This is a genomic window from Streptomyces sp. BE20 (assembly GCF_036322525.1).
Lineage (GTDB): Bacteria > Actinomycetota > Actinomycetes > Streptomycetales > Streptomycetaceae > Kitasatospora.
The window spans coordinates 34,863-53,149 of record NZ_JAQYWW010000507.1 but is presented as its reverse complement, the minus strand read 5'-3'; the positions used below and the strand labels follow the sequence as shown (position 1 = coordinate 53,149).

The window sequence follows — 18,287 nt, the reverse complement described above, 5'->3', positions numbered from 1 at the left end:
GCTACTCCTTGCGAAGGTCGGCGACGGCGGCGACGACGCCGCGCACGGTCGGGGTGTCGAAGAAGACGTCCAGCGGGACGGTGACGCCGAGCTGTCGGCGGATCCGGGCGGCGATGGACGTCATCAGCAGCGAGTGGCCGCCGAGGTCGAAGAAGTCCTCGTCCGGCCCGAGGTCGTCCAGCCGCAGCACCTCGCGCCAGATGGCGAGCACGGCGGCGGTGGTGTCGTCGGGCTCGTCCGGCCCGGTGGCCGGGGCGGTCGGCTCCGGCCGGACGGTGACCGGTTCGGGCAGGGCCGCGCGGTCCAGCTTGCCGTTCGGGGTGAGCGGGAACGCGGCGAGCACGACGTAGGCGCTCGGCAGGACGGCGGCGGGCAGCGTGGCGGCGAGGTGGGCGCGCAGCTCGTCCGGCCCGGGCGGAGGACCGGCGGGGACGACGTAGGCGGCGAGCCTGCGGTCACCGTCGGGGCCGTACAGGGTGGCGGCGGCCCGGGCCACGGCCGGGTGTTCGGCCAGCCTGGCCTCGATCTCGCCGAGTTCGATCCGGTGGCCGCGCAGCTTGACCTGCGTGTCGGCGCGGCCGACGTACTCCAGGGCGCCGCCGGGATGCAGCCGGACGAGGTCGCCGGTGCGGTAGAGCCTGGCGCCGGGCGGCCCGTACGGGTCGGGGAGGAAGCGGGTGGCGGTGAGGCCGGGGCGGCCCCGGTAGCCGTGGGCGACGCCCGCACCGCCGAGGTACAGCTCGCCCGCCAGCCCGGAGGGGACGGGGTGCAGGCGTTCGTCCAGGACGTGGGCGCGGGTGTTGGCGAGCGGCTCGCCGATGCTGACCCGGCCGTCGGTCTCGACGGGTTCGGCGAGGGTGGACCAGACGGTGGTCTCGGTGGGGCCGTAGACGTTGACCAGCCGGGCGGTGGCGGCGGCCAGTTCGGCCGCCAGCGGGGCGGGCAGCGCCTCGCCGCCGGTGAGCGCGGTCAGACCGGGCGCCGCACTCCGGAGGCCGGCGTCGAGCAGGACCCGCCAGCCGCTGGGGGTGGCCTGGACGTGGCTGATCCGCTCGCGCCCGATCAGCCGGAGCAGCGCGGGCCCGTCCCGGTGGGCGCCCTCGGGGGCGAGGACGACCCGGCCGCCGGTGGTCAGCGGGAGCAGCAGCTCGACGGTGGAGATGTCGAAGGAGAGCGAGGTGAGCCCGAGCCAGCGGTCCTCCGGGCGGCTGCCGAGCCGGTCGCGCAGGGCGGCGAGCAGGTTGGCGAGCGCGCCGTGCGGCACCTCGACGCCCTTGGGGGTGCCGGTGGAGCCGGAGGTGTAGAGGACGTAGGCGGGGTGGGCGGGCGAGGGGCCCGCGGGCAGCGCGGGCCCCTCGCCCGGTCCGGGGGCGCCCGCCGGTGCGGGGGCCAGGTCGCCGGGCGCGAGGTCGCCCGGCCCGGAGGGTTCGCCGGTGACCCGGAGGGCGAGCCCGGCGTCGGCGCGCAGGAAGGCGAGCCGCTCGGCCGGGTACTCGGGGTCGAGCGGCAGGTAGGCGGCGCCGGCGGCCAGCGTGGCGAGGACGGCGACCAGCTGGTCCCGGCCGCGCGGCAGCGCGATGCCGACCAGCGTGCCGGGGCCGGCGCCGTGCCGGGTGAGCGCGGCGGCGGCGTGCGCGACCAGGGCGGCGAGTTCGCGGTAGGAGTGCGCGACGCCGTCGGCGACCAGGGCGACGGCGTCCGGGGTGGCCGCCGCGCGGGCGGCGAACAGGGCGGGGACGGTGTCCTCGGCGAGCTCGGGACGGGGCGCCGGTGCGGCCGGCCGGGCGGCCCGTTCGTCGGGGCCCAGCAGCGGCAGGTCGCCGACGGGGGTGGCGGGGTCGGCGACCACGCCGTCCAGCAGGGTGGTGAGGTGGCCCGCGATCCGTTCGGCGACACCCGGTGCGAGGGCTTCCGTCCGGTACTGCAGGCTTCCGGTCAACTCGCCCTCGGAGTCGACGAACTGGAGGTGGAGGAGGTTGCGGGCGGTGCCCGCGAAGCCGGTCCAGCGGACCGTCGCGGCGAGGTCCCCGGCCGTGGTGCCCGCGGCGGCGAAGCCGGGGCCCGCGGTGCCGGCGGGCCGGCGGCGGTAGCTGAGGGAGAGCGGGGTGAGCGCGGTGCGCGGGGTGAGGCCGCGGACGGCCCGGCCGAGCGGCACGGTGCGGTGCCGGTACAGCGTGCGCAGTTCCCCGCGCACGGCCCGGGCGAAGGCGGCGAACGGCTGCCCGGCCGACGGCTCGGTGAACAGCGGCAGTTCGTTGACCGCCAGGCCGACGGCGGTCTCCTCGCCGGGGCGTCGGACGGAGAGTTCGAGGGCGGTGGCGGGCGCCCGGTTGCCGTAGCGCAGCAGCAGGGCGTGCCAGGCGGCGGTGAGCAGCTCGAAGCGGGTGACGCCCAGCCGGTCGGCCGTGCCGGCCAGCGCGGTGTACCGGGCGCCGGTCAGTCGGAAGGGGACGGCGGCGCCGGGCCCGGGGGCGGTTCCGCCGTCCGCCGGCTGCCGCAGCCCGGGCAGGACCGGCACACCGGGCTCGCGCCAGCGGTCGGCCCAGTACGCGGTGGCGTCCGCGACGTCCTGCGGCGCCGGGTCGGCCGCGGCCAGGGCGGGCGGCGCCGATTCCCGGAGGTCACCGCGGTAGGCGGCGGCGAGGTCGGCGACCAGCCGGTCCTTGGACTCGCCGTCGAAGGCGAGGTGGTGGACGGTCACCAGCAGGACGTGCCGGCCCGGCCCGGTCCGGTACAGGCCGAACCGGGCGAGCGGCCCGGCGACCAGGTCGAAGCGGGCGGCCGTCTCGTCGGCGAGCAGCTTGCCGAGCTCGTCCTCGCCGCAGTCGGCCACCCGCAGCTCGGGCGCGGGACCGGCCAGGACGGCGGTGCCGTCGGGGGCGATCCGGCTGCCGAGCGCGGGGTGCCGGCGGGCGACCGCGGCGCAGGCGCCGGCCAGCGCCGGGACGTCGAGCGGGCCGTCGAACCCGACGGTGACGGCGAGGTGGTAGGCGGCGCCGGCGTCGAGGGTCTGCTCGGTGAGCCAGATGCCGTGCTGGGCGGGGCTGAGGGGGGTGCTCATCGGGGTGCCTCGGGGGACTCGTGGGTCGTCAGGAGCCGGCGCAGTTCGCGTTTGAGGACCTTCCCGCCCTCGTTGCGGGGCAGTGCGTCGCGGAACAGGACGGTGGCCGGAAGCTCGTGCGCGGCGAGCCGGTCGAGCAGGAAGGCGCGCAGCTCGGCGGGGGTCGGTGCCGCGTGCTCGGGCCCGGCGCCGGGGGCGAGCACGACGACGGCGGCGACCACGCTGCCCAGCACCGGGTGCGGGATGCCGAACGCGGCCGCGTCGGCGACCAGCGGGTGGCGGTGCAGGGCGTTCTCGACCTGGAGGGTGGACACCTTGTGGGCGCCGGACTTGATCACGTCCTTCTCCCGGTCGAGCAGGTGGAGGAAGCCGTCGGCGTCGATCCGGCCGAGGTCGCCCATCCGGACCCAGCGGCCCTGGAACACCGTCGTGTCCCGCTCGCCGAGGTAGCCGCGCGGGGCGGTCGGCGAACGGAGCCAGAGCTCGCCCGCTTCGCCGGGCGGCAGCGGCCGGCCGTCGGCGTCGGTGATCCGCAGGTCGGCGAGCGACGCCGGCTGCCCCGGCGACTCCGGGTGCTCCGGGTCGAAGAGCAGGGTGACCTGGGCGGGCGCGGCCTCGGTGGAGGTGTAGTAGTTGGCGATCTGGGCGTGCGGGAAGGCCCGGCCGAGGGCCAGCGCGACCGCTTGCGGGAGGGCCGCGGCGGTGGAGCCGACCAGCTTGACGCCGTCCAGCACACCGGGGGCGTCCGCCCCTGCCTTGGCGAGGGCGGTCGAGCCGAGCAGTTCGATCGCCGTCGCGGGGACGAGGAAGACGCTGCCGACGTCGTGTTCGGCGATCAGCCGGAGGAACCGCAGCGGGGTGAACTGGGGGGCGGCGATGCAGGCGGCGTGCGCGTTGAGCGCGTTGACCAGCATGGTCTGGCCCGCGTTGGTGCCGACGGGGAAGGAGTGCAGGAACGCCGCGGAGTGCCGCAGCGGGCGGCGGCGCTCGTCCAGGGTGCAGCCGTACGCCAGGTTGGCGTGGGTGGCGGTGACGCCCTTGGGCGTGCCGGTGGTGCCGGAGGTGTAGAGGATCTGGGCGGGGGCCGCCGGATCGGCGGGCGGGAGGCCGGGATCGGCGGGGTGGCCGGCGGCGTCCGCCTCGGTGAGGGCCGTCACCCCGTCCGCGGGGGCGGGGGCGTCCGCCGCCGCGGACACGAGGAACCGGGCCCCGGAGTCGGCGAGGGCGTGCGCGGTGACGGCCGGGGCGAGCCGGTCGGAGAGCGGGACGGCGACGCCGCCGGCCCGGAGCACGGCCAGGTGGGCGACGGCGTAGGCCGCCCAGTCGGCGGTGCCGTGGCGCAGGCCGACCCGGTCGCCGGAGCGGAGTCCGGCGGCGCGCAGCGCGCCGGCGAGCGCTCCCGAACGGGCTTGCCAGGCACCGAAGTCGAGCCGGTCGGGGCCGTTGACGATCGCGGTCCGCCCGGGGTGGGCGGCGGCCCGGTGGGCGAGCAGCTCGGGCAGGGTGGCGGGGGCGCGGTTCACGCGGCGCCCGCCTTCGCCCGGTCCGCGGCTTCCGTCGCGGCCCGGCGGTCGGCCGCGAGGCGGGCCCGCTCGCGCAGCCCGACCAGGTCGTCCGGTTCGGCGTCGGGCACGTCCCGGTCGAAGCGGGCGAGCGCGGGCAGCCGCAGTCCGACGGCGACCAGGACGAGCATGGCGAGGCCGAACAGCACGTACATCAGGGCGATGCCGCGCCCGGGGCCGGTGCCGATCAGCGGGCCGAAGACCGGGGCGAGCCCGCCGCCCGGCTCCATCAGCGGGCCGAACACGGCCGAACCCAGCGGGGCGATGACGCCGTGACCGAGCGGCAGGGTCGACCACGCGACCAGGGTGTTGAGCGCGAAGACGCGGCCGTGGAACCGCTGCGGGACCTTGACCTGGACGATCGTCGAGTAGACGCCGTTGACCAGGGAGAGCGCGAAGGACATCCCGAACGCCCCCGCGGCGATCACCCAGAGGCCGGCGTTCAGACCGGTGACGGCCCCGGCCAGGGCGAGCAGGGCGGCCAGGCCCAGCATCCCGCGCAGCCGGTGCCGGCGCGGTCCGCCCCAGAAGCCCATGGTGACGCCGCCGAGCAGCGCGCCCGCGCCGCCGGCCACCGCCACCCGGGCGGCGCCGTCCAGGTCGTCGAAGGCGAGCACCATGGGCGTGATGAGCAGGAACAGCGGGGAGAGGAAGACGTTCAGCCCGGCGAACCAGAGCAGCATGGCCCGGAAGCCCCGGTTGCGCCAGGACCAGCCGAAGCCCTGCTTGATCTCCGCGGTGAGGGACTCGCGCCGGGTCCAGGGCAGCGTGCGGGGGAACCGCACCGCGAGCAGGATGCCGATCGCCAGGACGTAGCTGGCCACGTCGATGATCAGGATGCCGCGCAGGCCGATCGCCGCCATCAGCGCCACGGCCACCAGCGGCACGACGAACTGCGCCGTTCCGAAGGCGAGCTGGACGATCCCGTTGGCATGGCCGAGGTACTGCTTGGGGACGATCTGCGGCACCGCGGAGGCGTAGGCGAGGCGTTGGAAGGTGAGTGCGACGGAGAGCACGCCGAGCAGGACGTACACCTCCCACGAGTGCAGCTGCCCGGCGAGCAGCAGGGCGAGCATCGCGGCCTGGGTGGCCCCGGCCGCGACGTCCCCCGCGAGCATCACCTTCCGCCGGTCGAGGCGGTCGACCAGGGCGCCGGCCAGCGGGCCGACCAGGATGCCGGGGAGCATGGCGACGACGGCGTAGAGCGCGTACCGCGCCATCGAGCCGGTCTCCAGCAGGATCCAGATCGGCAGGGCGAACTCGGTGAGCGCGGAGCCGGTGATGGAGGCCAGCTGGCCGGTGGCGACGGCGAGGAAGCGGCCGAGGCCGGGCTGCGGGCCGTCGGGCTCCGCCGCGGCCGGCGCGGCCTCGGGGGCGAGCGGCGTGTCCGGGTCGACCGCGGCCTCGGGGGCGAGCGGCGTGAGCGGGCCGGTCTCGCCGTGGAACCACCAGGAGTTCTCCGGCGCCCGGGCGGGCAGGTCACCGGTCTCCCCCGCCAGCACCGCGCGGTGCACGGTGGTGACCGCCTCCGCGACCTCGGCGGCCCGGTACTTGACGAAGAAGTGACCGCCCTGGTCGAGCACGGCCACGGCGGAGCGCTCGGCGAGCAGCAGCCACTCGCGGTAGCGCTCCTGGTAGAAGTCCGCGGCCGGGTCGTGGTCGCCGACCAGCGAGACCAGCGGCGCCCGCAGCCGGGGCGCGCCCGCGGCCACCTCCGCGATGGCGCGGGTGAAGTACGCCTCGGCGGCCTTGGAGTCCCGGCGCATGTTGCCGACGATGAACCGGATCTGGTCCTGGTCGAGCTCGGAGGTGTCGACGCCCATGCCGGTGAGCCAGTTGACGTAGACCCGGTCGCCGAGCAGCGGCTCCAGCGAGGCGAGTCCGCTGAGCGCGGTGAGCACGCGGCTGCGCGGCTTGGCGAACGGGAACTGGGCGCCGGCGTAGACCGCTTCCAGCTCCCGCCCGGAAGCCTCCAGCAGACGGGCGGTCGCGACGGCCAGCGCGGTGCCGACGCCGCAGTGCCCGTAGACCACGACGGGCCCGTCCACCCGTTCGCGGACCTCCGCGGCCAGCTGCTCGGCCAGTTCGTCGAAGGGCAGGTGCTCCTCGGTGACGCCGATGTCGTGGCCGGGGATGGCCACCGCCCACAGTTCGGTGTCGGCGGGCAGCAGGTCGGCGACGGGCTGGTAGACGACGGCGCTGCCGCCGCCGTACGGGACGCAGACCAGGGTGAGCCGGCGGCGGTCGGCGGGGACGGGCCGGGTGAGCCGGTGCAGCAGGCGGCGCGGGCCGCGGTCCTGCTCGTCGAGGGCGGCGAGCGCGGCGAGGTCGCGGACGGTGCGGCAGGTGAAGAGGTCCATCACGCTGACCGGGCGGGCCCCGGCCTCGGGGAGGCGCCGGCGGGCCTTGGCGACCACCTGGGTGGCGAGCAGGGAGTGGCCGCCGAGGTCGAAGAAGTCCTCGTCGGTGCCGACCTCGGGCAGGCCCAGCACCTCGGCCCAGATCTCGGCGAGCACCCGCTCGGCGGGTGTCCGGGGGGCGGTGGCGCCGGCGTCGCGGCGCAGGCGCGGCGCGGGCAGGGCCCGGCGGTCGAGCTTGCCGTTGGGGGTCAGCGGCAGCGCCGGGAGGACGGCGAAGGCGGTGGGCACCTGGTGGTCGGGGAGGGTCCGCTTGAGCGCGGCGCGCAGGGCGGCGGGGTCGGGTTCGTCGGCGCCGGGCTCGGGGACGAGGTAGCCGACGAGCCGCTTGTCGCCGGGCCGGTCCTCGCGCACGACCACGGCGGCGTCGGCGATGCCGGGCCGGGCGCGCAGGGCGGCCTCGGTCTCACCGGGTTCGATCCGCAGGCCCCGGATCTTGACCTGCTGGTCGATCCGGCCGAGGTGTTCGAGGGCTCCGTCGGGCCGGCGGCGGGCGAGGTCGCCGGTGCGGTACAGGCGGGCACCGGGCGGGCCGTAGGGGTCGGGGACGAACCGGGCGGCGGTGAGGCCGGGTCGCCGGTGGTAGCCGAGGGCGACGGCGGGGCCGCCGATGTGCAGTTCGCCCGGGGCGCCGGGCGGCACCGGCCGGAGTGCCTCGTCCAGGACGTAGAGGCGGGTGTTGTCGATCGGCAGGCCGATCGGGACGGTCTCCAGCGGGCCTTCGCACTCCCAGGCGGAGACGTCGACGGCGGCCTCGGTGGGGCCGTACAGGTTGGCGAGCGCGCAGCCGGGCAGGCGGCCGGTGAACTCCCGTGCGGTGTCGGGCGGGAGGGCCTCACCGCTGCACACGACGCGGCGCAGTGCGGTGCACTCCTCGATGCCGTCCTCGGCGAGGAAGACGGTGAGCATGGCGGGGACGAAGTGGGCGACGGTGACGCCGGCCCGCACGATCAGGTCCCGCAGGTAGCCGCTGTCCTTCTGGCCGCCGGGCTTGGCGAGGACGATCCTGGCGCCGGTGGTGAGCGGCCAGAAGAACTCCCAGACGGAGACGTCGAATCCGGCCGGGGTCTTCTGCAGGACGGCGTCCCCGGGGCCGATCCGGTAGGCGTCCTGCATCCACCGGATGCGGTTGGCGATGGCCCGGTGGGTGTTGGGGACGCCCTTGGGGCGGCCGGTGGAGCCGGAGGTGTAGATCAGGTACGCGGGGTCGTCGGGGTCCGGCCCGACGGGACCGGCGGGGCCACCGGTCCGGGTTCTCGCCCGGGGCCACTCGGCCGGGTCGTCGAGCAGCAGGACGCGCGCGGTGCAGCCGTCCGGGACGGGGAGCCCGCGCTGGGTGAGCAGGACGGGTGCGGCGCTGTCCGCGAGCAGGAAGGCGAGCCGCTCGGCCGGGTACTCCGGTTCGAGCGGGGTGTAGCCGGCGCCGGCTCGGAGCACGCCGAGCAGGCCGGCGACCAGCTCGGGCGAGCGTTCGGCGCTGACCGCGACCAGGCTGCCGGGGCCGATGCCCTCGGCGGCGAGGCGGGCGGCGATCCGGTCGGCGGCGGCGTCTAGCTGACGGTACGTCAGGACGGGCTTGCCCTCGAAGGCGACGGCGACCGCGTCCGGGGTGCGGGCGACCTGTTCGGCGACCAGGGCGGTCAGCGTGGTGGCCGGGCGGTCCACGGCGGTGTCGTTGAACTCGTCGATCTCGAAGCCGCGTTCGGCCTCCGGGAGCTCGCCGAGGGCGGACAGCCGGGTGTCCGGATCGGCGGCGACGGCGGTGAGCAGCCGGCCGAGGTGTCCGGCGAGGCGGGCGATGTCGCCCTCGGCGAACAGGTCGGTGTTGTAGTTGAACGAACCGAGCAGGCCCTGCGGCCACTCCTGGAGGAAGAGTTCCAGGTCGAACCGGGTGCCGCTGGCCCGCACCCCGAACGGCTCGACCTCCACCGGCAGTCCGTCGATCCCGTCGCGCTGGGTGGCGTAGTTCTGCACCGCGAGGACGGCCTGGAAGACCGGCGGCCGGGTGACGTCGCGGGGCACCTTGAGCTCGGTGACCAGCTGGGCGAAGGGCAACTCCTGGTGGGCGTACGCCTCCAGGCAGGTCTCCCGGGTGCGGCGGAGCAGCTCGGTGAAGGCCGGGTCGCCGTCGAGGCGGGCGGGCAGGGCCAGCACGTTGACGAACATGCCGACCAGGGCTTCGAGTTCGGGCTCGGTGCGGCCCGCGACGGGCGAGCCGACCGCGAACTCCCGCTGCCCGCTGTACCGGGCGAGCAGGGCCTGGAAGGCGGCCAGCAGCACCATGTGGACGGTGGCGTCGTGCTGCTTGCCGAGCGCCGTGAGCCGGTCGAGCAGGTCCCGGTCGACCGCGAAGCCGTAGCCGGCGCCGTCGAAGGTCTGGCGCGGCGGCCGGGGGCGGGAGAAGGCGAGCTCCAGCGGTTCGACGCCGGCCAGCTCCCGGCCCCAGTGCGCGACCTCGGCGGCGAGCCGACCGCCGCTCAGCCGCTCGCGCTGCCAGATGGCGAAATCACCGTACTGGACGGCGAGTTCCGGCAGCGGGTCGGGCCGGCCGGCCGCGTACGCGGCGTAGCCGCGGAGGATCTCGCCGAGCAGTACCTCGCTGGACCAGCCGTCGCCCACACTGTGGTGGACGACCAGCAGGAGGACGTGGTCGTCGTCGGCGAGCCGGATCAGCAGGGCACGCAGCAGCGGGCCGTTCTCCAGGTCGAACGGGACGGCGGAGGTCTCGTCGACCAGCCGTCCGGCGTGCGCCTCGCCGTCGGCGTCGGTCACCGTGAAGGCGGCCGGGCCGGCCGGGTCGACGGCCAGCAGCGGGCGGCCGTCCTCGGTGGCCGGGTACCGGGAGCGGAGGGTCTCGTGCCGGGCGACGGAGGCGTCCAGGGCGCGGCGCAGGGCTCCGGCGTCCAGCGGCCCCCGCAGCCGCCGGACCACCGGGATGTTGTAGGCCGCGGTGCCCGGTGCGAACTGCTCCATGAACCAGAGGCGTTCCTGGGCGAAGGACAGCGGTACGGGCGCGTCGGCTGCGCGGCGCGGGATCGCCCCGCGCGGGGCGGTGCGGGCGCGCAGCCGCCGGCTGAGCAGCTCCCGCTTCGCGGCGGTGAGACCGGCGGCCGGCGGCTCGGCCGCCCGGGCCGGGGCGGTGACCGCAGGGGCCTCGCCGCTGGGCGACGGGGCGGTGGGCGACGGGTCCGCCGGGGGCGCGCCCGCAGCGGGCGCGTCCGCCCCGGCGGCGGAGATGGTGATGTCGGTGCTCATTGCGGCGTTGCGGTCCCTTCCAGGGCGTCCTGCGCGGCGAGCAGTTCCTCGACGGCGTCGTCGGACAGCGCGGCGAGCTCGGCGACCAGGGCGGCTTCGACGGCGTCGGCGAAGGCGGCCACCGTGCGGTGGGTGAAGAGGGTGCGCAGCGGGACGGCGAGGTCGGCCGTCCCGCGGATCCGGGCGATGACCCGGGTGGCGAGCAGGGAGTGGCCGCCGAGATCGAAGAAGTCGTCGTGGACGCCGACCCGGTCGAGGCCGAGCACCTCCTGCCAGACCTCGGCGACCAGCTCCTCCGCCTCGGTGCGCGGGGCGAGGTAGGCGGCGCGCAGGTCGGGGCGGGTGTCGGGGGCGGGCAGGGCCCGGCGGTCGAGCTTGCCGTTGGGGGTCAGCGGCAACGCGTCGAGCGCGACCAGGGCGTTGGGCACCAGGTGGGCGGGCAGGGTGGCGGCCAGGGCGGCCCGCAGCGCGGCCGGGTCGGGAGCCCCCGCGCCGGGCGCGGGCACGACGTAGCCGACCAGGCTGTCGCCGCGGGCGACCACCGCGGCCTCGCCGATGCCGGGCCGGGCGAGCAGCGCCGACTCGACCTCGCCGGGCTCGATCCGGTAGCCGCGCACCTTGACCTGCGCGTCGATCCGCCCGAGGAACTCCAGGGCGCCGTCGGCGCGGTGGCGCACCAGGTCACCGGTGCGGTAGCGGCGGGCGCCAGGCGGGCCGTCCGGGTCGGGGACGAAGGCGCGGGCGGTGGCCCCCGGCCGGCCGAGGTAGCCGTCGGTGACACCGGCCCCGCCGACGACCAGCTCGCCGGGAGTGCCGGGCGGTACGGGCGTGCCGTGGCGATCGAGCACGGCGACGGTGGTGGCACCGATCGGCCGGCCGATCGGCGGGCGGTGCCCGGCGTCCGCGGCGGTGAGTTCGGCGGTGGTGGCGATGACGGTGGTCTCGGTGGGGCCGTAGGAGTTGACCAGCCGGACGCTGTCGCCGAAGCGGGCCCGCCAGGCGGCGACGGCCTCCGGGGCGACCTGGTCGGCCCCGAGGATCAGCAGCCGCAGACCGGGCGGCCAGGGGGTGGCGTCGAGGTCGGCGGCCAGCCGGTGCCAGTACGGCGTGGGCAGGTCGAGGACGGTGAGGCCGGCGGCGGACGGCTCGGCGAGCTGGTCGGGCAGTGCGGCTCCGGCATCGGCGACCACCAGGGCGGCGCCCGCGGCGAGGGCCGGGAACACCTCCTCGGCGCAGGTGTCGAAGGAGAGCGAGGCGTACTGGAGCACCCGGTCGGCGGCGGTGATGCCGTAGCCCTCGCGCATCCAGGCGACCCGGGCGGCGAGCGCGCGGTGCGGGACGAGGACGCCCTTGGGGGTTCCGGTCGAACCGGAGGTGTAGACCAGGTAGGCGGTGTCGTCGGGGCCGGCGGCGGCCCCGGCCGGGAGCGGCACGGGCGCGGCGTCCGGGGCCGGTCCGCCGGGGCCGTCCGCGTCGGCGGGCACGAAGGGGCGAGCGGGCAGGACGGAGCGGGCGGGCAGGACGGGGATCACCGGGACCGCGGTGGTCAGGCCGTCGACGGGCGCGCCGTCCGTGGTGACCAGCACCGCGGCGCCGCTGTCGGCGAGCATGAAGGCGAGCCGGGCGGCCGGGTACTCCGGGTCGAGCGGCAGGTAGCCGGCGCCGGCCCGCCAGGCCGCCAGCATCGCGACCACCGCGCGCGGCCCGCGCGGCAGGCAGAACGCGACCAGGTCGCCGCGCCGCACACCGTGGGCGGCCAGCCGGGCGGCCAGGGCGCGGGAGGCGTCCGCGAGCTGCGCCCGGTCGAGGGTCTCGTCGCGTCCGACCAGCGCGACGGCCGCCGGTTCCGCCGCTGCGGCGAGGTCGATCGCGTCGAGCACGGTGGCCGGGTGGTCGGGCAGCGCCGGTCCGGTGGACTCCCCCGCCCGGGCGGCGCGTTCGTCCGCGTCCAGGAGCGGCAGCCGGTGGACCGGGGTGTCCGGGTCGGCGAGCGCGGCCCGCAGCAGGGTCTCGAAGCGGCGGCCGAGCCTGACGACCCACTCCTCGTCCAGCAGGTCGGTCCGGTAGCCGAACACGGCCTGCAGGTCGGCGCCGTCCGGCCGGACGTCCAGGGCCAGTTCGAACTTGGCGGCGGTGTGGCCGCCGTCCGTCTCGGCGCAGACCAGGTCCGCGAAGGCGTGCTCGTCCAGCGCTCCGCCGCGCTGGGTGTGCACGGTCAGCAGGGTCTGGAAGAGCGGGGTCCGGCCGGGGTCGCGGTCCGGCCGGAGCTCCTCGGCGAGTTGCTCGAACGGCACCCGGCCGTGGCCGAGTGCGCCCAGCCAGTCGCTGCGGACCCGGCGCAGCAGCGCGTCGAAGGTCGGCGCGTCGGCGAGGTCCGCGCGCAGCACCAGGGCCGAGGAGAAGTAGCCGACCGTCGACTCGCTCTCGACGGTGGTGCGGGCGGCGGTGGGCACGCCGACGCAGAAGTCGTCCTGGCCGGTGCAGCGGTGCAGCAGTGCCTGGTAGGCGGCGGCCAGCACCATGAACGGGGTCATCCGGCGGGCGCGGGCGAAGGTCTCCAGTTCGGGGCCGGCGCCGCGCAGGATCCGGGTGTGGAAGGCACCCGTGCTGCCAGGCCCGGCGGGCCGGGGCCGGTCCAGCGGCAGCTCCAGGGCGGGCGCGCCGGCCAGCCGATCGCGCCAGTACGCCACCGCTCCGGCGGCCTCCGGGCCGGCGAGCCAGGCGCGTTCGGCGGCGGCGTGGGCGGCGTAGGAGGGCGGGGCGGGCAGGTCGAGCGGCCGTCCGGCGCGGTGCGCTGCGTAGCGGTCGGCGAGTTCGGTGCGGAGCAGGCCGAGTGACCAGCCGTCGGCGGCGATGTGGTGCAGGACGAGGCAGAGCACGTGCTCGCGGTCGGCGGTGCGCAGCAGGGCGGCGCGCAGCAGCGGTCCGGCGGCCAGGTCGAAGCCGCGGTTGGTGCGTCCGGCGAGCGCGGCGGCCGTCTCCTCGGTGGGGCGTCCGCGCAGGTCGATCTCGTCGAGCGGGACGGGCGCCGCCGCGTCGACCAGGGCGACCGGCCGCCCGTCCTCGGCGGGGAACCGGGTGCGCAGCGCCTCGTGGCGGGCGACCAGCCCGTCGAGGGCGGCGCGCAGCGACCCCGGGGCCAGCTCGCCGGTGAGGCGCAGCACCAGCGGGATGTTGTACGCGGGGTCGCCCGGGTCCATCTGGTCGAGGAACCAGAGGCGTTCCTGCCCGACGGTGAGGACGGCGGTGGCGGTGGACGTGGCGGTGGCGTTGACGGCGTTGGTGGTGGTCGGGCTGCCGGGCGTGGACGGCTGGGCAGGCCGGTGCTCGGGCTCCTGGACGGTCCTGGACATGGTGCTCCTCGGTACCCGCCCCGCAAAGGGGACGGCGGGTCTGGGACATGGCTCGGCCGCGTGCCCTGTGTGGGTGGAAGGGAGCTGCGCGCTCGGCGAAGGCGGCGGGCCCCCGTATGGCCGCCGCAGTGCGGATCATGCTAGGGAGCCCCCAAGGGGGCGTCAATGGTCTGGACCAGCTTCACCGGTGGGACCAGTGTGACGGGTGGGACAGCCAGGGCGAAGGGGTCCGATCCGGGCGTGAACGGCGGAAAGCCTCCCGAAACACAGCCCGGGACGGCCCGCCCCAGGCCCCTCCGCCCGACCCTTCGCGACGTCGGCAGCCGCTCCCCGCCACCGCGCCCCCGGCCCCGGAACGGACCAGGGGCCGGGCCCGCCGGGCCTGACGGGCCTGACGGGCCTGACGGGCGGTCACCGGCGAGCGTGACCGCCCGTCACGCGCCCTGGTACGCGAAGGCCGCCCACACGTCGAGGGCAGCCGTGTCGCGGCGGGCGAGCGCGACGAGCTCCGCCGGGGCTCCCGGCGGAAGCCGGCGGTCCGGTCGGAGCGCCCACAGCTGGGTGCGGCGCAGCGCCTCGGCCGGCGGATCGCCCTCCGCGAGCCGGCCGTGGAACACGTACATCAGCACGCACACCATCTCGTCGACCACCTCCCAGCGGGAGCCGATCACCCCGGTGGCCCCGGCGGCGACGAACGCGGTGGAGAGGGTGAGCGCCTCGTCGAGGTCGCCGCCGGTGTGGTCGCTGACGCAGGCGTCCAGCACCACCAGCCCGCCCGGCGAGCCCGGCGGGCGGCCCTGGGCCTGCCGCAGGATGTCGCCGACCGGCAGCCGGCCGCTCCGCGCGGGGTCCTGCCCGTCCGGGCCCGCCGCCCGCCCCGCGCCCTCCGCGCCGGACCGGACGGGCCCCGGTTCGGGCGCCAGGCCGAGGTAGGCGTCCAGCGGGGAGCCGCCCGACGGCAGTGCGTGGCAGGCGAGGTGCAGGACCGACGCCCCGGCCCGCCCCGGGGCGGGCAGCGCGGCCAGCACCTCGCGCGCCGTCCCCGCGCCCTCGGCGCCCTCGACGTAGCCGAGCAGGGTCCCGTGCGGGTAGTAGTCGGCGTGCAGGTACTCCGCCTCGACCTCGGCGAACATCAGCTCGCGGGTCGGGTCGCCGACGATCACCGGCCGCTCGCCCAGGGGCAGCCGGGGCCGCCCGACCACCTCGCAGAACTGGCGCGCCGAGGCGGCGTACGACAGCACCGCCCGCTCCAGGGCGCGGACCGGCCGGCTGCCGTCGCGCAGTCCGCTGCTCAGCAGCGCCGCGTGCCAGGGAACACCGCCGAACTCGCCGAACGGCACCAGGACCAGCCGGGGCAGCCCGCCCGCCACCCCACCACTGCCGGCCGATCGCAGCGCCGGGTGCCGGAGCAGCGGCCGGAGGACGGCGGTGCCCGACCAGTCGCACAGCTCCGCCAGGGTGGCCTGCCAGCGGCGCCGGGCGGCGATCCGGTCCGGGTGGCCGGCCGGGTGGTCGCCCAGGGTGGCCTGCCGCTCCACGTGTGCCCGCCGGTAGGCGGTCAGCGGACCGCGCGGGCCGAGCGCGTCCGAGCTCACCAGGCTGAGCGGCACCAGCTCGACACCGCCCGTGCCCGCCGCCGTGACCAGCAGCGCCTGACCGCTCCGGCCCTCGCCGGGCGGCAGCAGGTAGACCAGGCCGTCGGCTCCGGCCGCACGCAGGCTCCGGGCGATCTCCTCGACCGACGGTGGTGCCATGAGCAGGGTGCCGGCCGGGGAGTCGGCCAGCGCGGCGACCGCGCGGCGGCGCAGGTCGTCCGGCATCGGGACGGCAGCGCCGCCGGGCAGCGAGTCGAGCAGCGTGCCGGGAAGGCCGAGCAGGGCATCGAGCGAACCGACGGGGCCGACGTCACCGGCTTCACCGCCCACCGCCCAGGCGGCGGCGAGATCCTCGTGGCCGGCGGCCCGCAACAGGTCGGGGACGTCGGTCGTGGTGGTGGAGGCGTGCAGCACCAGGCCCCGGCCGAGCTCCAGCACCTCCACGGCGGCCCGCAGGTGGGGCGTCGCGGCGTCCGGGCCGGACGGCTCCCCGGGCTCCTCTCCCGCCCCCACCGCATCGAGGTCGGCCAGGCACCAGTGGGCGATCGACAGGGCTTGGGCGGCGGCGTCCCGGGCCACCACGAGGGCCGGGGCGGCGGCGGCCTGGAGCAGCGTGGCGGCGGCCGTCTCGCGCAGCGCGGCGAGGCCGAACTCGCGGCCCAGCCGGCGGTCGTCCGGGCCGAGGCGCTGCCGGTGGACGCGGGCCACCAGCATCGTCGCCGCGGCGAGCAGCTGGGTGGGACTCCCGCGCCGGAGCCGGTCACGGACGGCCCCCGCGGCGGCCAGCGCCGCGACGGCGTCGGCCGGGAGCCGCGCGTGGCGGTACCGCATCATCAGCAGCATCGCCCGCAGCAGTTGTCCGCGCGTGCCCTCCAGGCTCGCCGGGTCGACGGCCCTGTCGAGCTCGTCGAGGTAGGTCAGGGCGCCGCCGACGCGGTGTTCCGAGTAGACCGGGTAGAGGGCCAGCAGACCGAGCGCCGACGCCGCCCGCATCGTCAGCACCGCCTTGTGCAGATGCCCGGCGGGCGTCTCCTCCGCCGCCTCCACCATCAGGCCGACGGCCTCGACGATCCGGTCCGGGGCCGTGAAGAGGGCGTGCATGAAGGTGACCGCGCCGAGGTCGCCGCGGGCGAGCAGGTACAGCGGGTCGTCCGGCGGGACCGCCGCCACCAGCGGCTCCAGTTCGGCCACCACCCGGCCCATCCGCCCGGTGTCCCGGCCGGTCATCGCGTCCTGGAACTCCAGCATCAGCCGGGTGCGCTGGAGGGTCGGCAGCTCACGCGCCACCAGCCGGTCCACCCCGGCGTGCCGCGAACGGGACAGGAAGGCCAGCACCTCGGCGTGGTAGCGGCGGGAGGCCTCCAGGTCCTGGTAGTCCCCTCCGAGCAGGAAGCGCTGGTAGAGGCTGACCGAGAGGTTCTCCAGGTAGACGGCCCGGTTGACGTCGTCCGGTGCGGCCCGGCGGAACGCGGCGCGCTCGTGCCGGATCGCGGCGTCCAGGTCGGCCATCTCGTTGGTCAGCGCGAAGCGCTTGCTCATCGCCGCCGCCAGCGAACCGTGCAGGTGGTCCTCCGACCACTGGGTGCCGGAGGGCTTCGCCCGCGACTCGTCCAGCAGTCCGATCACCCGGTCCACCGCGCCCAGGTCGGTCGAGAACTCGCCCTGCACGATGGAGGCGTGGGCCAGCTGCTGGAGGATGTCACTGCGGCGGATCCCGTGATCCTCCTCCTGCATCGAATCGACGGCCACGGTGAGGTGGTGGGCGGCCTCCTCGGTGCGGTACGTCTCCGGGTCGTGCTCGCGCATCGCGTTCACCACGGTGCCGAGCATCGCGTGCGAGGCCGGCCGCACCGGGTCGTCCCCGGCCATACCGGCCAGGCCCTCGCGGAGCACCTCCACCGACTCCCGCGCCTCCTCGGTCGCCACGTAGCGGTCGAGCCGGGCCAGTCCGGCCAGCGCGCCACCGAGCAACCAGCGCACCGTGCCGCCCAGTTCGTGTTCGGGCGGGAGCAGTCGGCGCAGATCGCGCAGTCGGGCCAGCCGGTGGTCCACGTCCTCCGGCCGGATCGTGCCGTCGCAGCGCTCCCAGTACCGGTCGATCAGGCTGAGCGAGGCCCGCAACCGGTAGGGGTCGTCCGGCGCGCTGGTCGCCGCGATCAACTCCAGGTGCATGACCGCCCGTTCGACGCGCAGCTCCTGCTCGGGCGTGGCGGCGCGACGCTCGTCCCCGACCAGCAGGAGGGCGAGGCGTTCCCGGACGGCGAGTTCGAGGGGCTCGGCCAGGTCGACCGGGCCGGGCTCGGCGTCCGGGGCCGGCCGGAACGGCGGGCCGTCGGCGTCCGTCCACGGCGGCGGGCGCAACCCGTCGAGGACGCCCTCCAGGACGGCGCTCGCGGCGGCGAGGTCGGCGGGGTCGAGGTCGCGGTCGTGCCGGTCGGCGAGCGCACAGCCGAGGTTGGCCACGAAGCCCGGGTCCTGGTCGTCGTAGTCGGCCTCGTCGGACGGATCCCGTCCGGCGAGTGCCCGCCAGGGACCGGGCGGGACCGGGACGGGGCAGGCGAGCCGCAGCGCCTCGACGGCCCGGTCGAGGTCGTCCGCGCGGGCGTCCCCGTCGGCCGAGGCGTCGGCCAGCGCGTCCTCGTGGCGTACGTGCAGCAGCAGCCCCAGCCGACCGGCGGCCTCCGCACGCTCCGGCGCACCGGGATCGAGGAGCGCCACGGCGAGCGTCAACAGCTCGACGGCAGAAGTCCGTTCGGCCAGCACGGCGGACCTAATCTCCTGGTCCTCCGCGAAGTCCGGCTGCGCCGCGGCCCGCCAGTACCGGACGGAGAGGGTGAGCCCGAGCAGGAACCGCACCTCGGCCGACACCTGTGCCGGCGCCGCCGCCCCGGCCCGCTCCAACAGCCCGCGCGCGGAGGCGAAGGCGGTCAGCGCACCGGAGAGAAGGACGGACTCGCGCCTCGGATCCGCCTCGGCGTCGTACTCGTCCAGCAGTCTCCGCCCGCGTGCGACCGACGCCGCGGCCTCGTCGAGCACCGTCACCG

General features: G+C 76.8%; 5 protein-coding genes. All 5 read right to left on the bottom strand.

Annotated elements, in window-relative coordinates; all coding sequences use genetic code 11:
• Position 1: 1 nt before the first annotated feature.
• The 5 genes from PUR61_RS07460 to PUR61_RS07440 all read right to left on the bottom strand — a co-directional run bounded on the left by PUR61_RS07460 (position 2) and on the right by PUR61_RS07440 (position 18,285).
• Complete coding sequence (locus PUR61_RS07460) at positions 2–3,061, bottom strand: non-ribosomal peptide synthetase (protein WP_329876933.1); 3,060 nt, start codon at positions 3,059–3,061, stop codon at positions 2–4.
• Positions 3,058–4,584 carry a class I adenylate-forming enzyme family protein gene (locus tag PUR61_RS07455; RefSeq protein WP_329876931.1) on the bottom strand — a complete coding sequence of 509 codons (1,527 nt, stop codon included), beginning with the start codon at positions 4,582–4,584 and terminating at the stop codon, positions 3,058–3,060. Before PUR61_RS07455 ends, PUR61_RS07460 begins: the two co-directional genes overlap by 4 nt.
• Positions 4,581–10,295, bottom strand: coding sequence for a non-ribosomal peptide synthetase/MFS transporter (locus PUR61_RS07450; protein ID WP_329876929.1), 5,715 nt, complete (start codon positions 10,293–10,295; stop codon positions 4,581–4,583). The genes PUR61_RS07455 and PUR61_RS07450 overlap by 4 nt, the downstream gene beginning before the upstream one ends.
• Entirely contained in the window at positions 10,292–13,648 is a 3,357-nt protein-coding gene (locus PUR61_RS07445; protein WP_329876927.1) for an amino acid adenylation domain-containing protein, read from the bottom strand. Before PUR61_RS07445 ends, PUR61_RS07450 begins: the two co-directional genes overlap by 4 nt.
• Positions 13,649–14,082: 434 nt before the next feature.
• Positions 14,083–18,285: a CHAT domain-containing protein gene (locus PUR61_RS07440; protein WP_329876925.1), complete on the bottom strand. Its 4,203-nt coding sequence runs from the start codon at positions 18,283–18,285 to the stop codon at positions 14,083–14,085.
• Positions 18,286–18,287: the final 2 nt, after the last annotated feature.

Bases quoted from the DNA above. Each gene is read 5' to 3' on its own strand.
- PUR61_RS07450 (WP_329876929.1), bottom strand. From the start codon at position 10,295: ATGAGCACCGACATCACCATCTCCGCCGCCGGGGCGGACGCGCCCGCT.
- PUR61_RS07445 (WP_329876927.1), bottom strand. From the start codon at position 13,648: ATGTCCAGGACCGTCCAGGAGCCCGAGCACCGGCCTGCCCAGCCGTCC.
- PUR61_RS07460 (WP_329876933.1), bottom strand. From the start codon at position 3,061: ATGAGCACCCCCCTCAGCCCCGCCCAGCACGGCATCTGGCTCACCGAG.